The organism is Pseudomonas sp. PLMAX, assembly GCF_046042685.1.
Classification (GTDB): Bacteria; Pseudomonadota; Gammaproteobacteria; order Pseudomonadales; family Pseudomonadaceae; genus Aquipseudomonas; species Aquipseudomonas putida_AE.
In genome coordinates this window covers 1970712-1985143 of record NZ_CP064949.1, presented here as the reverse complement: position 1 = coordinate 1985143, position 14432 = coordinate 1970712, and the positions used below count along the sequence as shown (strand labels likewise).

Below are 14432 nucleotides of genomic sequence, written 5' to 3'. Positions count from 1 at the left end.
TTAGAAGAAGCGCCCCAGGACTATGACTGGTCCCCTGCGGCCTTCTTGGTCACCCGGCGATATCGCGAATGGCGATCTCGCTCATGATGCGTTCCAGCACCTGGTCGATGGATAATTCCGTGGAATCCAGCTGTATGGCGTCAGCCGCCGGCTTGAGCGGGGCTACCGCTCGCTGGGTGTCACGCTCATCGCGTGCACGTATCTCATCTAGCAGACTCGACAGACTAACACCCTCGACTTTGCCCTTCAACTGCAAATATCGACGGCGCGCCCTTTCCTCGGCGCTTGCGGTCAGGAAAATCTTCAGCGGTGCGTCCGGAAATACCACGGTACCCATGTCGCGACCATCGGCCACCAGGCCCGGCGCTTCCTGGAAAGCGCGCTGGCGCTGCAGCAGCGCCTCGCGCACCGCGGGCAATGCAGCCACCTGGGAGGCACCCGAACCGACGCTTTCGGTACGGATCACATCACTGACTTCGTCACCCTCCAGGATGATGCGCTGCAGCTGACCTTCGGTCGCCGCGATGAATTGCACATCCAGATGAGCGGCGAGTTTTTTCAGCAACTCTTCATTGGTCAGGTCGACGCCGTGGTTATGCGCAGCGAATGCCAGCAGGCGGTACAGCGCACCGGAATCCAGCAGGTTCCAGCCCAGGCGCCTGGCCAGGATCCCGGCTATGGTGCCTTTGCCCGAGCCGCTTGGCCCATCGATGGTGATGACCGGTGCAATGCTCTTCACGACTGGGCCTCTTGCGCAACGCGGATACCGACCTGCGCGCACAGCGCGAGGAAGTTGGGGAACGAGGTCGCCACGTTGGCGCAGTCATGGATGCGGATCGGCGCAGTGGCGCGCAGCGAGGCAACGCTGAAGGCCATGGCAATCCGGTGGTCGCCGTGACCATGGACTTCACCGCCACCGATCGAACCGCCATCGATGATGATGCCATCCGGGGTCGGTTCACACTTGACGCCCAGCGCCAGCAAGCCATCGGCCATGACCTGGATCCGGTCCGACTCCTTGACCCGCAGCTCTTCTGCACCGCGCAGCACGGTACGCCCTTCGGCGCAGGCCGCAGCGACGAACAGCACCGGGAATTCGTCGATCGCCAACGGAACCAGCGCCTCGGGAATCTCGATACCCTTGAGTTTAGCCGCTCGCACGCGCAGGTCCGCCACTGGCTCGCCGCCGACTTCACGCTGGTTTTCCAGGGTAATGTCGGCGCCCATCAGGCGCAGGATGTCGATCACGCCGGTGCGGGTCGGGTTGATGCCGACGTGCTCCAGTACCAGCTCCGAACCCTCGGCGATCGACGCGGCCACCAGGAAGAACGCCGACGACGAGATGTCGCCCGGCACTTCGATGTGGGTCGCGGTCAGCTTGTGGCCGGACTCGACCGAAGCGGTGGCACCGTTGACGCTGACCGGGTAGCCGAAGCCACGCAGCATGCGCTCGGTGTGGTCGCGAGTCGGTGCAGGCTCGGTGACAGTGGTCTTGCCTTCGGCGTACAGACCCGCCAGCAGCAGGCAGGATTTAACCTGGGCACTGGCCATTGGCATGGTGTAGGTCAGGCCCTTGAGCTTGTTACCACCGCGAATGGTCATCGGCGGACGGCCTTCAGCGGCGGTCTCGATCACAGCACCCATTTCACGCAGCGGGTTGGCCACGCGATTCATCGGGCGCTTGGACAGCGAAGCGTCGCCGGTCAGGGTGCTGTCGAAGTCCTGTGCCGCCAGCAGGCCGGACAACAGGCGCATCGAGGTACCGGAGTTGCCCAGGTAGATCGGTCCCGGTGCTGGCTTGAGGCCATGCAGGCCGACACCGTGAATGGTCACACGACCATGGTGCGGGCCTTCGATGACCACGCCCATGTCGCGGAACGCCTGCAGGGTCGCCAGGGCGTCTTCGCCCTCGAGGAAGCCTTCGACTTCAGTCACGCCTTCGGCCAGGGAGCCCAGCATGATCGAACGGTGGGAAATCGACTTGTCACCTGGTACGCGAATCCGACCGGACAGGCGGCCACCAGGTTGAGCCAGGAAAATCAGATCGTTGGAATTCATAGCGTCCACATAGGCCCGACGGGCCAGGATTTTACTGAAATGCTCGCGGGCAACCCGGGCGCGAGTGAAAACGCCCAATAATTGGTGCCCATCCCCTGCATCGACCGCGTCGCGCAAGGCGTCGAGGTCGCTGCGAAATGTATCGAGTGTGCGCAGGACAGCTTCGCGGTTGGCGAGGAAGATGTCATGCCACATGACCGGGTCGCTTCCGGCGATTCTTGTGAAATCGCGGAAACCGCCCGCAGCGTAACGGAAGATCTCAAGGTTTTCATTGCGCTTGGCCAGCGAGTCGACCAGGCCGAATGCCAGCAAGTGCGGCAGATGACTGGTGGCCGCCAACACTTCGTCGTGGCGTTCGACCTGCATGTGCTCGACATCGGCGCCCAACTCGCGCCACAGACGATCGACCACGGCCAGGGCCTGCGGATCGGTCTGCTCCAGCGGTGTCAGGATCACTTTATGGCGACGGAACAGTTCGGCATTGGAGGCTTCCACCCCGCTCTGCTCGGAACCGGCGATCGGGTGGCCCGGCACGAAACGCGCCGGCATGCCACCAAAAGCTTCGCACGCCGCACGCACGACATTGCCCTTGGCGCTGCCGACGTCAGTCAGGATCGCTTGCCCCAGGTCCATGCCCGCCAGACGGCCGAGCATTTTTTCCATGGCAAGGATCGGCACGGCCAACTGGATCACGTCGGCGCCCTGGCAAGCAACCGCCAGGTCATCTTCGCAGCGATCCACCACACCCAGCTCAACCGCGAGTTTGCGCGACTGCGGGTCGAGATCGACACCGACCACTTCGCGGCACAGGCCACTTTCACGCAAACCCTTGGCAAACGAACCGCCGATCAACCCCAGACCGACCACCACCAGGCGTCCGATCATGGGCTCAGCAGATTGCAGTGCAGTGACATCAACCACGGGCCAGAACCTTGGCCAGCGCCTCGAGGAAGCGGCTGTTTTCCGCCGGCAGGCCAATGGTGATGCGCAAGTGGTTCGGCATGCCGTAGTTGGCCACCGGACGCACGATCACGCCTTCGCGCAGCAGCCCCTGGAACACCGGGGCCGCCACCTGACCGAGGTCAACGCAGATGAAGTTGCCTTTGGATGGAATCCAGCCCAGCCCCAGATCACGGAAACCCGCTTCCAGTTGCTGCATGCCGGACTCATTCAAACGACGGCTTTCAGCCAGGTATTCGGCGTCCTGCAGCGCAGCGCAGGCAGCGGCCAAGGCCAGGCTGTTGACGTTGAACGGCTGGCGCACGCGGTTCAGCACATCGGCGACCACGGCGGTGGACAAGCCATAGCCGACGCGCAACGCCGCCAGGCCGTAGGCCTTGGAGAATGTGCGCGACACCAGCAGGTTCGGGTAAGCCGCGAGGAAGTCCAGGCCGTCCGGCAGGTCGCTGCCTTCGGCGTATTCGATGTAGGCCTCGTCCAGCACCACCAGCACGTGCTCAGGCACGTCCTGGAGGAATTCGTCCAGCGCCTCGGTATCGAACCAGGTCCCGGTCGGATTGTTCGGGTTGGCGATGAAGACCACGCGGGTATTGGCATCGATGGCCGCCAGCATCGCCGGCAGGTCATGCCCCCAGTCCTTGGCCGGAATCACTTTGGCCTGGGCGCCGACGGCCTGGGTCACGATCGGGTAGACCGCAAACGCATGCTCGCTGAACACCGCGTTGAGGCCTGGCGCCAGGTAGGCGCGAGCGACCAACTCAAGGATGTCGTTGGAGCCATTGCCCAGCGTCACCTGGTTAAGTTCGACACGGCACTGCTCGGCCAGCAGGGTCTTGAGCGCAAAACCGTTGCCATCCGGATAACGAGTCAGCTCAGCCAACTCTTCACGGATGGCCGCCAGGGCCTTGGGGCTCGCGCCCAGCGGGTTTTCGTTGCTGGCCAGCTTGACGATGCTGGCCGGATCGAGATCCAGCTCACGCGCCAGTTCGTCCACGGGTTTGCCCGGAACGTATGGCGAAAGTTGTTGCACGCCCGGCTGTGCCAGAGCGAGGAAATTGCCACTCATTTGCTACCGCCCCTTAGAGAACTGCTTTCGGGTAGGAACCCAGCACTTTGAGTGCTACTGCTTCCTGGCTGATCTTTTCCAGCACACCTTTTACCAGCGGATCGCGGTGGTGGCCGACGAAATCGATGAAGAACACGTAGGTCCATTTGCCGCTGCGCGATGGACGGGTCTCGATTCGCGTCAGGTCGATGCCGTTGTCGTGGAACGGCACCAGCAATTCGTGCAGCGCGCCCGGCTTGTTGCTCATCGATACGATGATCGACGTCTTGTCGTCGCCGGTCGGCGGCACTTCCTGGTTACCGATCATGAGGAAGCGCGTGGAGTTGTCCGGACGGTCCTCGATTTTCTCGGCCAGGCGGGTCAGCCCGTAGAGGCCGGCCGCCATGTCGCCGGCGATCGCCGCCGAGTTCCACTCACCCTTGACCCGCTTGGCCGCTTCGGCGTTGCTGGACACCGCCACGCGCTCGACATTCGGGTAATGGGCGTCCAGCCACTTGCGGCACTGGGCCAGGGACTGGGCGTGGGAGTAGATGCGGCTGATGCTGTCGGTCTTGGTGTTTTCACCGACCAACAGGTGATGGTGGATCCGCAGCTCGACCTCACCACAGATCACCATGTCGTGCTCAAGGAAGCTGTCGAGGGTGTGGTTGACCGCGCCTTCGGTGGAGTTTTCCACCGGGACCACGCCAAAGTTCACCGCACCGGCCGCCACTTCGCGGAACACTTCGTCGATGGCCGCCATCGGCTTGCTGATCACGGCGTGGCCGAAGTGCTTCATGGCCGCAGCCTGGGTGAAGGTGCCTTCAGGACCGAGGTACGCCACTTTCAGCGGCTGCTCGAGGGCCAGGCACGAGGACATGATTTCGCGGAACAGCCGCGCCATCTCTTCGTTGCCCAGCGGCCCCTGGTTGCGCTCCATGACACGCTTGAGCACTTGAGCTTCGCGCTCGGGACGATAGAACACCGGCACTTCGCCTTCGGCCAGCGAGGCCATCTTTACTCGCGCGACTTCCTGGGCGCAACGCGCACGCTCACTGATCAGCTCCAGGACTTTAGTGTCCAGAGCATCAATGCGAACGCGCAGTGCCTTGAGTTCTTGCTCAGACATTAGCCGTGTTCCTTCTCGAACTCTGCCATGTACGCCACCAGCGCGTTGACCGCGTTGATGTCGACGGCGTTATAGATGGAGGCGCGCATGCCGCCCACGGAACGGTGGCCCTTGAGGTTCAGCAGGCCACGCTCGTCGGCACCGGCCAGGAACGGCTTGTCCAGACGATCGTCGGCCAGGCGGAACGGCACGTTCATCCACGAGCGGTCCGACTTGTTGATCGGGTTGCTGTAGAGGCCGCTGGCGTCGATGAAGTCGTACAGCGTGCGCTGCTTGACGTCATTGAGCTTGCCGATGGCTTCGACGCCGCCCTGCTCCTTGAGCCACTCGAACACCAGGCCGGAGAGATACCAGGCCAGGGTCGGCGGGGTGTTGTACATCGAACCGTTGTCGGCCGCGACCTTGTAGTCGAGCATGGTCGGGCACTGGGAACGGGCGCGACCCAGCAGGTCTTCACGCACGATGTTGACCACGATGCCGCTCGGGCCGATGTTCTTCTGGGCGCCGGCGTAGATCATGCCGAAACGCGAGACATCCACCGGACGCGAGAGGATGTCCGAGGACATGTCGGCCACCAGCGGAACATCACCGGTCTCGGGAATCCACTGGAATTCCAGGCCGCCGATGGTTTCGTTCGGTGCGTAGTGCACGTAGGCCGCGTCTTTCGACAGCTTCCATTCGTTCTGGCCAGGAATGGCGAAGTAGTCGTACGGCTTGGCGGTGGCGGCAACATTGACGTGGCCGAAGCGCGACGCTTCTTCGATGGCTTTCTGCGACCAGATACCGGTGTCGATATAGTCCGCGGAGCCATTTTCCGGCAGCAGGTTCAGGGGAATCTGGGCAAATTGCTGGCTGGCGCCACCTTGCAGGAACAGCACTTTATAGTTCGAGGGGATATTCAGCAGATCACGCAGATCCTGCTCGGCCTTGGTGGCGATGGACACGAACTCATCGCTGCGATGGCTCATTTCCATGACCGACAGACCCTTGCCGTGCCAGTCGAGGAGTTCACCCTGGGCGCGCTGCAGGACAGCTTCGGGAAGCGCCGCAGGACCGGCACAGAAGTTATAGGCTCTCTTGCTCACATCCAATCTCGCTCTGATTTGGTGGTATCACGCAATAAATCATCAGCCGACACCAATCTAATGTGGGAGCGGGCTTGCTCGCGAAAGCGATTGGACTGGCGACATCTTTATTGGATGTCAGTCCGTCTTCGCGAGCAAGCCCGCTCCCACATTTGATCGTCGTGGGTGTCGATTTTTTTCGTACAGGACAAACAACAAGGGGGCGAATTTTCATCCGCCCCCTGCTTACCCGCTTATTCCTGTGGTTCTTCGTCAGCGGCGGCGTCGAGTTGCTGGTCCTCGACGATGTCGTCGATCACGACATTGCCCTCGAACCCGGCACCTTCTTCACCTTCCAGCTCTTCACCCTCGACTTCCGATGGCTCCTGGACCCGCTCCAGACCGACCAGCGTTTCATCGCTGGCCAGCTTGATCAGGGTCACGCCCTGGGTGTTACGACCCAGGCTGGACACTTCGTCGACACGGGTACGCACCAGGGTACCCTGGTCGGAAATCAGCATGATCTCCTCGCCATCGAGCACCTGGACCGCACCGACCAGACGGCCGTTACGATCGTTGCTGACCATGGCGATCACGCCCTGGCCGCCACGCTTGTACTCAGGGAACTCGGTGATCGCAGTGCGCTTGCCGTAACCACGCGCCGAAGCGGTGAGGATCTGGCTGCCTTCTTCCGGGATCAGCATGGAAATCAGCTTCTGCCCTTCTGGCAGACGCATGCCGCGTACACCGCGGGCGGTACGGCCCATGGCGCGAACGTCGGATTCCTTGAAGCGAGTGACCTTGCCGCCGTCGGAGAACAGCATGACTTCGCGTTCGCCGTCGGTGATGGCCGCGGAGATCAGCACGTCGCCTTCGTCCAGCTCCAGCGCGATCAGGCCGACGCTGCGTTGACGGCTGAAGGATTCCAGCGGGGTCTTCTTCACGGTGCCGTTGGCGGTGGCCATGAAGATGAAGTGACCTTCGGTGTATTCCTCGACCGGCAGCATGGTGGTGATGTATTCACCGTCATCCAGCGGCAGCAGGTTGACCAGCGGACGACCACGGGCGGCGCGGGAAGCTTCCGGGATTTCGTAGGTTTTCAGCCAGTACACCTTGCCCTTGCTGGAGAACAGCAGCAGCGTGGTGTGGCTGTTGGCCACCAACAGGTGAGCGATGTAGTCCTCATCCTTGACGCCGGTCGCCGACTTACCTTTACCGCCACGACGCTGGGCCTGGTACGCAGCCAGCGGCTGGGTCTTGGCGTAGCCACCGTGGGAAATGGTCACGACGCGATCTTCTTCCGGGATCATGTCGCCCAGGGTCAGGTCGAGACGGGCATCGAGGATCTCGGTGCGACGCACGTCGCCGTATTCGGCGCGGATCACTTCCAGCTCTTCGCGGATCACTTCCATCAGGCGCGTGGCGCTGTTGAGGATGCGGATCAGCTCGCCGATCTGGTTGAGGATCTCTTGATACTCGGCCAGCAGTTTTTCGTGTTCCAGGCCGGTCAGGCGGTGCAGACGCAGTTCCAGGATGGCTTGCGCCTGCTCTGGCGACAGGAAGTACTTGCCGTCGCGCAGGCCGTATTGCGGATCGAGGTTTTCCGGACGGCACGAATCGGCGCCGGCACGTTCCACCATCGCCACAACGGCGGAGGACTCCCAAGGGGTGCTGACCAGCGCTTCCTTGGCTTCCGACGGGGTTGGCGAGGCCTTGATCAGGGCGATGACCGGGTCGATGTTCGACAGGGCAACCGCTTGACCTTCCAGGATGTGACCACGTTCGCGCGCCTTGCGCAGTTCGAACACGGTACGGCGGGTAACGACTTCGCGACGGTGACGAACGAAGGCTTCCAGCAGGTCCTTGAGGTTCAGGATGCGTGGACGGCCGTCGATCAGCGCAACGATGTTGATACCGAATACCGCTTGCAGCTGGGTCTGGGCGTAGAGGTTGTTGAGGATCACCTCAGGCACTTCGCCACGACGCAGCTCGATCACGACGCGCATGCCGTCCTTGTCGGACTCGTCGCGCAGTTCGGTGATGCCTTCGAGCTTCTTCTCTTTTACCAGCTCGGCGATCTTCTCGATCAGGCGAGCCTTGTTCAGCTGGTAAGGCAGTTCGGTGATGACGATCTGCTGGCGGCCACCGACCTTGTCGATGTCTTCGATCATCGAGCGGGCGCGCATGTAGATGCGGCCGCGACCGGTGCGGTAGGCTTCGATGATGCCGGCGCGACCGTTGATGATCGCGGCGGTCGGGAAGTCCGGACCGGGGATGTATTGCATCAGCTCGTCGACGGTCAGCTCGGGGTTGTCGATGAGCGCCAGGCAACCGTCGATGACTTCACCGAGGTTGTGCGGCGGAATGTTGGTCGCCATGCCCACGGCGATACCGCTGGAGCCGTTGACCAGCAGGTTGGGAATACGGGTCGGCATGACCGCCGGGATCATTTCGGTGCCGTCGTAGTTCGGCACCCAGTCCACGGTTTCCTTATGCAGGTCGGCCAGCAGCTCGTGCGCCAGCTTGGTCATGCGCACTTCGGTGTATCGCATGGCCGCGGCGTTGTCGCCGTCCACCGAACCGAAGTTGCCCTGGCCGTCTACCAGCAGGTAGCGCAGGGAGAATGGCTGCGCCATCCGAACGATGGTGTCGTACACCGCGGTATCACCGTGCGGGTGATACTTACCGATCACGTCACCGACAACACGGGCAGATTTCTTGTACGGCTTGTTGAAGTCGTTGCCCAGCTCGCTCATCGCGAACAGCACGCGCCGGTGCACGGGCTTCAAGCCATCGCGCGCATCCGGCAGTGCCCGCCCGACAATTACGCTCATCGCGTAGTCGAGATAGGACTGCTTCAGCTCGTCTTCGATATTGACCGGGAGGATTTCTTTGGCCAGTTCGCCCATGAGAAGCCTGATTCCTTTTTCTGGTGAAACTTCGTCACATCCATATGGGACGAACGAAGCTCGCCGCTGCAGGCTGAGTGCCGTGCACCGACTTACGACAAATCAACGAGTTATGCCATGGATCTGCGCAGTAAAGGTCGCCCCGCAGGACAACCTTGGAAACCGCCGGATGTTATCACAAGAGCCGCCACGCACCTATCCCCCTGATGCGCATGGAGCATAGTTAGTTGACCGATGACAGGCTTGAAGGGGATCAGAGAGGCTTAGAGCCGAGTTGAATGCTGAATTGGGGGGTTGATTCAGGCTGATTCACTGTCTTTCAGGGCCTCTTCGTGGGCAAGCCCGCTCCTACTGGGATCTGTGTCGATCACAAACCCTGTGGGAGCCAGCCTGCTGGCGATGGCGTCCTTTCAAACGCCACGGCAATCAATGGAGGCGCTTGCGGCACATCAACTGGGTCATTTTCGCCGTATCCGGCCGCTCGACGATGCCTTTTTCGGTGACGATCGCATCGATCAGGTCCGCCGGGGTTACGTCGAACACCGGGTTGAACGCATCGACATCGGCGCCGAGCCGCTGGCCACCTACCTCCAGCAGCTCGCGCCCATCGCGCTCTTCGAGCACGATGTCGTCGCCACTGGCCAGGTTCATGTCGATGGTCGAACTCGGCGCCACCACCATGAAACGCACCCCGTGGTGCATGGCATTGACCGCCATCTGATAGGTGCCGATCTTGTTGGCCACGTCGCCATTCGCGGTGATGCGATCCGCGCCGACGACGACCCAGGTGACGCCCTTTATCTTCATGATATGCGCCGCGGCGGAGTCGGCATGCAGGGTCACCGGAATGCCTTCGTTGGCCAGCTCCCAGGCCGTCAGTCGGGAGCCTTGCAACCATGGACGGGTTTCGCTGGCATACACGCGCTCGACCATGCCCTCGATAAAGGCACCGCGAATGACCCCCAGCGCCGTGCCGAACCCACCGGTGGCCAGTGCGCCGGTGTTGCAATGGGTCATGATCGCCTGGGCGTTGCCCTGGTGCTTGCGGATCAGGTCGACGCCCAGTTGCGCCATGGTCAGGTTGGCTTCGCGGTCGCTTTCATGAATGGCCAGGGCCTCGGCTTCCAGCACGGACAGCGGATCTGCGTGTTTTTTCAGGCGATCCAGACGCTCGCGCATGCGCCCAAGGGCCCAGAACAGGTTGACCGCGGTCGGACGGGAATCGGCGAGCAGCGCAAAATCTTCCTCCAGCGCCGCCTGCCAGTGGCCGCCCTCGGCAAACCGGGCGCGCGCTGCCAGCACAACGCCATAGGCGGAACTGATGCCAATGGCCGGCGCGCCGCGCACTACCATCGAGCGAATGGCTTCGGCCACTGCCGCCGCGCTGGTGCAGGCGATCCAGGTTTCCTCGAACGGCAAAACTCGCTGATCCAGCAGGTACAGGGTGCCATCACGCCAATCGATGGCCTTCACCTTCTCAGCAGCCAACAGTCGATCGCGCATCAAACACCCCGCAGTCAGAAACAAAAGCCGCCGATTATAGCGATCCCCCGGCGAAGACGCTCGGGTATACTTCGCCATCCTTTACAAAAGCACTGGAACCGATCCTCGATGCCGAACACTGCCCCTGCGCTCGATCTGTTGTTGCTGCCGACCTGGCTGGTACCCGTCGAACCCGCTGGCGTCGTGCTCAAGGATCATGCCCTGGGCATCCGCGACGGGCGCATCGCCTTCATCGGCCCACGCAGCGCTGCCCTGCAGCTTAACGCAACCGAAGTGCGCGAATTGCCGGACATCCTGCTCAGCCCCGGCCTGATCAACGCCCACGGGCATGCGGCAATGACCCTGTTCCGTGGCCTGGCCGACGATCTGCCGCTGATGACCTGGCTGGAAAACCATATCTGGCCGGCCGAAGCCAAGTGGGTCGACGAGGATTTCGTCCGCGACGGCACGGACCTGGCCATCGCCGAGCAACTCAAGGGTGGCATCACCTGTTTCTCTGACATGTATTTCTTCCCGAAGGTTGCCAGCGAGCGCGTACATAACAGCGGCATCCGCGGACAAATCGCCATTCCGATCCTCGACTTCCCGATCCCGGGCGCCAGCACCGCGGACGAGGCGATCCGCCAGGGCGTCGAGCTGTTTGGCGACCTCAAGCATCACGAACGCATCAAAATCACCTTCGGCCCCCATGCACCCTACACCGTGGGCGATGAAAACCTGGAAAAAATCCGGGTGATCGCCGAAGAGCTGGACGCGTCGATCCACATGCATGTGCATGAAACCGCCTTCGAAGTGCAGCAAACGCTCGAACAGCGCGGTGAACGCCCGCTGGCCCGCCTGGCGCGCCTGGGCTTGCTGGGGCCGCGCTTCCAGGCGGTTCACATGACCCAGATCAGCGAGGAAGACCTGGCGTTGCTGGTAGAAAGCAACACCCATGTCATTCACTGCCCCGAGTCGAACCTGAAGCTGGCCAGCGGTTTCTGCCCGGTGGAGCGCTTGTGGCAGGCCGGGGTCAACGTCGCCATCGGCACCGACGGCGCCGCCAGCAACAATGACCTGGACCTGCTGGGCGAAACCCGCACCGCCGCCCTGCTGGCCAAGGCCGTCGCAGGCTCGGCCACGGCTCTCAGCGCCCACAGCGCCCTGCGCATGGCCACCCTCAACGGTGCCCGCGCACTGGGGATCGAAGCCGAGGTCGGCTCGCTGGAAGTCGGCAAGGCCGCCGACATCGTCGCCTTCGACCTCTCGAGCCTGGCCCAGCAGCCAGTCTACGACCCGGTTTCGCAGCTTATATATGCATCCGGCCGCGATTGCGTGAAACACCTTTGGGTCGCGGGCAAGCAACTGCTCGACGACCGCCGCCTGACACGGATGGACGAACAGCAACTCGTCGCCACCGCCAAGGCCTGGGGCCAGCGCATCAGCGGCCGCAAAGAATCGTAAGTCCCCCGGACTCAACCCCGGGGCTACAGGATTTTTCAAGTTTTAGAGGACTTAAACCATGAGCAACGTCGACTACGCCGAAATCGCCAAATTCGAAGCCCTGGCCCATCGCTGGTGGGACCGCGAGAGCGAATTCAAACCGCTGCACGACATCAACCCGCTGCGGGTCAACTGGATTGACGAACGCGTCAGCCTGGCCGGCAAGAAAGTCCTCGACGTCGGTTGCGGCGGCGGCATCCTCAGTGAAGCCATGGCCCAGCGCGGCGCGACCGTGACCGGCATCGACATGGGCGAAGCGCCACTGGCGGTCGCTCAACTGCATCAGCTGGAATCGGGCGTGAACGTCGAATATCGGCAGATCACCGCCGAAGCCCTGGCCGAGGAGATGCCGGAGCAGTTCGACGTGGTCACCTGCCTGGAAATGCTCGAGCACGTGCCGGACCCGTCCTCGGTGATCCGCGCCTGTTTCCGTATGGTCAAGCCGGGCGGCCAGGTGTTCTTCTCCACCATCAACCGCAACCCGAAGGCGTACCTGTTCGCCATCGTCGGCGCCGAATACATCATGAAGCTGTTGCCACGCGGCACCCACGACTTCAAGAAATTCATCCGCCCTTCCGAGCTCGGTGCCTGGAGCCGCATGGCCGGCCTGACCGTCAAGGACATCATCGGCCTGACCTACAACCCGTTGACCAAGCATTACAAACTGGCGTCCGACGTGGACGTCAACTACATGATCCAGACCCTGCGCGAGGAGTAAGCCGATGCGTATCAGAGCAGTTCTTTTCGACATGGACGGCACCCTGCTCGACACCGCGCCGGACTTCATTGCGATTTGCCAGGCGATGCGTGCCGACCGGGGTTTGCCACCGATCAACGACAAGCACATCCGCGACGAAATCTCCGGCGGCGCCAAGGCAATGGTCGCTGTGACCTTCGCCATGGACCCGGAGTCGCCGGGCTTCGAGGAATTGCGCCTGGAGTTCCTCGAGCGCTACCTGGTGGGTTGCGCGGTGCACAGCAAGCTGTTCGACGGCATGGGCGAACTGCTGGCCGACATCGAGAAGGCCAACCTGATCTGGGGCGTGGTCACCAACAAGCCGCTGCGTTTCGCCGAGCCGATCATGCAGCAGCTGGGGCTGGCCGAGCGCTCGGCGCTGCTGATCTGCCCGGATCACGTGAAAAACAGCAAGCCTGACCCGGAGCCGCTGATCCTCGCCTGCAAGATGCTCGACCTCGACCCGGCCAGCGTGCTGTTCGTGGGCGATGACCTGCGCGATATCGAATCGGGGCGCGATGCCGGCACGAAGACGGCCGCCGTGACGTTCGGTTATATCCACCCGGACGACAATCCGCGGCATTGGGGTGCGGATGTGGTGGTCGATCATCCGCTGGAGTTGCGCAAGGTGCTCGATAGCGCCCTCTGTGGCTGCTGAAGTTTTTTTGTAGGAGCTGGCTTGCCAGCGAAGAGGCCCCTGAAATTTGCATCGATCTTTTGGCCGCCTTCGCTGGCAAGCCAGCTCCTACAAGGGACCGCGTAACGGACGCTCGTATTCTGATTGGTTGAGGTTTTTATGTTTGATTATTCCGCCCGCCCCGATCTGCTCAAGGACCGGGTCATCCTGGTCACCGGCGCCGGTCGTGGCATTGGTGCCGCCGCCGCCAAAACCTATGCCGCCCATGGTGCCACCGTGCTGTTGCTGGGCAAGACCGAAGCCAACCTGACCCAGGTCTACGACGAGATCGAAGCCGCCGGCCATCCGCAACCAGCCGTCATCCCGTTCAACCTGGAAACCGCCCTGCCCCATCAATACGATGAGCTGGCCGCGATGATCGAGGGCGAATTCGGCCACCTCGACGGTTTGCTGCACAACGCGTCGATCATCGGTCCGCGCACCCCGATCGAACAGCTGTCCGGTGAAAACTTCATGCGCGTCATGCAGATCAACGTCAACGCCATGTTCATGTTGACCAGCACCCTGCTGCCCCTGCTCAAGCTGTCCCAGGATGCCTCGGTGGTGTTCACTTCCAGCAGCGTCGGCCGCAAGGGTCGCGCGTATTGGGGTGCTTACGGCGTCTCGAAATTCGCCACTGAAGGCCTGATGCAAACCCTGGCCGACGAAGTCGACACCGTCGCTCCGGTGCGCTCCAACAGCATCAACCCGGGGGCCACCCGCACCAGCATGCGCGCCCAGGCGTATCCGGGTGAAAATCCGCTGAACAACCCGACCCCCGAGGAGATCATGCCGGTCTACCTCTACCTGATGGGCCCGGACAGCACCGGTATCAACGGCCAGGCTTTCAACGCCCAGTAATACCGTACG

11 protein-coding genes are annotated in these 14432 nt (G+C 62.3%); 4 read left to right on the top strand and 7 right to left on the bottom strand.

Translation table 11 applies throughout. The features are described 5' to 3' along the window. Positions 1–49: 49 nt before the first annotated feature. The 7 genes from cmk to mtnA all read right to left on the bottom strand — a co-directional run bounded on the left by cmk (position 50) and on the right by mtnA (position 10668). Positions 50–739, bottom strand: a complete 690-nt coding sequence (cmk, locus tag DKB71_RS09155) for a (d)CMP kinase (protein WP_046819430.1) — start codon at positions 737–739, stop codon at positions 50–52. After that, the gene (locus DKB71_RS09150) at positions 736–2943 is read right to left on the bottom strand and encodes a bifunctional prephenate dehydrogenase/3-phosphoshikimate 1-carboxyvinyltransferase (RefSeq protein ID WP_323627814.1); all 2208 of its coding nucleotides are present in this window, start codon (positions 2941–2943) and stop codon (positions 736–738) included. Before DKB71_RS09150 ends, cmk begins: the two co-directional genes overlap by 4 nt. Positions 2944–2971: 28 nt before the next feature. Beyond that, a complete protein-coding gene (gene hisC, locus DKB71_RS09145; protein ID WP_406591351.1) occupies positions 2972–4084 on the bottom strand; it encodes a histidinol-phosphate transaminase in 1113 nt (370 codons plus the stop codon). Positions 4085–4097: 13 nt separating this feature from the next. After that, positions 4098–5192, bottom strand: coding sequence for a prephenate dehydratase (gene pheA / locus DKB71_RS09140; protein WP_027620100.1), 1095 nt, complete (start codon positions 5190–5192; stop codon positions 4098–4100). Then, on the bottom strand, positions 5192–6277 hold the full coding sequence (gene serC / locus DKB71_RS09135) for a 3-phosphoserine/phosphohydroxythreonine transaminase (RefSeq protein ID WP_274074943.1): 1086 nt from the start codon (positions 6275–6277) through the stop codon (positions 5192–5194). Before serC ends, pheA begins: the two co-directional genes overlap by 1 nt. A 233-nt stretch (positions 6278–6510) precedes the next feature. Beyond that, positions 6511–9165, bottom strand: a complete 2655-nt coding sequence (gene gyrA / locus DKB71_RS09130) for a DNA gyrase subunit A (RefSeq protein ID WP_274074942.1) — start codon at positions 9163–9165, stop codon at positions 6511–6513. A gap of 426 nt (positions 9166–9591) precedes the next feature. Further along, complete coding sequence (gene mtnA / locus DKB71_RS09125) at positions 9592–10668, bottom strand: S-methyl-5-thioribose-1-phosphate isomerase (RefSeq protein WP_274074941.1); 1077 nt, start codon at positions 10666–10668, stop codon at positions 9592–9594. 108 nt (positions 10669–10776) lie between these two features. Between mtnA and DKB71_RS09120 the strand changes: the two genes are divergently transcribed. From DKB71_RS09120 to DKB71_RS09105, 4 genes are all read left to right on the top strand, one after another. Then, positions 10777–12111: a TRZ/ATZ family hydrolase gene (locus DKB71_RS09120; RefSeq protein ID WP_408600116.1), complete on the top strand. Its 1335-nt coding sequence runs from the start codon at positions 10777–10779 to the stop codon at positions 12109–12111. Between the two features lie 58 nt (positions 12112–12169). Then, positions 12170–12868, top strand: a complete 699-nt coding sequence (ubiG, locus tag DKB71_RS09115; protein ID WP_274074939.1) for a bifunctional 2-polyprenyl-6-hydroxyphenol methylase/3-demethylubiquinol 3-O-methyltransferase UbiG — start codon at positions 12170–12172, stop codon at positions 12866–12868. A 4-nt stretch (positions 12869–12872) separates the two neighbouring features. Beyond that, on the top strand, positions 12873–13544 hold the full coding sequence (gene mupP, locus DKB71_RS09110) for an N-acetylmuramic acid 6-phosphate phosphatase MupP (protein ID WP_408600115.1): 672 nt from the start codon (positions 12873–12875) through the stop codon (positions 13542–13544). A 138-nt stretch (positions 13545–13682) separates the two neighbouring features. Continuing rightward, the gene (locus DKB71_RS09105; protein ID WP_323627806.1) at positions 13683–14423 is read left to right on the top strand and encodes a YciK family oxidoreductase; all 741 of its coding nucleotides are present in this window, start codon (positions 13683–13685) and stop codon (positions 14421–14423) included. The last annotated feature ends 9 nt before the right edge of the window (positions 14424–14432 follow it).

What these genes read in the sequence shown, in the direction of transcription:
- hisC (WP_406591351.1), bottom strand. Translation starts at nt 4,084, where the DNA reads ATGAGTGGCAATTTCCTCGCTCTGGCACAGCCGGGCGTGCAACAACTT.
- mtnA (WP_274074941.1), bottom strand. Translation starts at nt 10,668, where the DNA reads ATGCGCGATCGACTGTTGGCTGCTGAGAAGGTGAAGGCCATCGATTGG.
- ubiG (WP_274074939.1), top strand. Translation starts at nt 12,170, where the DNA reads ATGAGCAACGTCGACTACGCCGAAATCGCCAAATTCGAAGCCCTGGCC.
- gyrA (WP_274074942.1), bottom strand. Translation starts at nt 9,165, where the DNA reads ATGGGCGAACTGGCCAAAGAAATCCTCCCGGTCAATATCGAAGACGAG.
- pheA (WP_027620100.1), bottom strand. Translation starts at nt 5,192, where the DNA reads ATGTCTGAGCAAGAACTCAAGGCACTGCGCGTTCGCATTGATGCTCTG.
- DKB71_RS09120 (WP_408600116.1), top strand. Translation starts at nt 10,777, where the DNA reads ATGCCGAACACTGCCCCTGCGCTCGATCTGTTGTTGCTGCCGACCTGG.
- DKB71_RS09105 (WP_323627806.1), top strand. Translation starts at nt 13,683, where the DNA reads ATGTTTGATTATTCCGCCCGCCCCGATCTGCTCAAGGACCGGGTCATC.
- DKB71_RS09150 (WP_323627814.1), bottom strand. Translation starts at nt 2,943, where the DNA reads ATGATCGGACGCCTGGTGGTGGTCGGTCTGGGGTTGATCGGCGGTTCG.
- mupP (WP_408600115.1), top strand. Translation starts at nt 12,873, where the DNA reads ATGCGTATCAGAGCAGTTCTTTTCGACATGGACGGCACCCTGCTCGAC.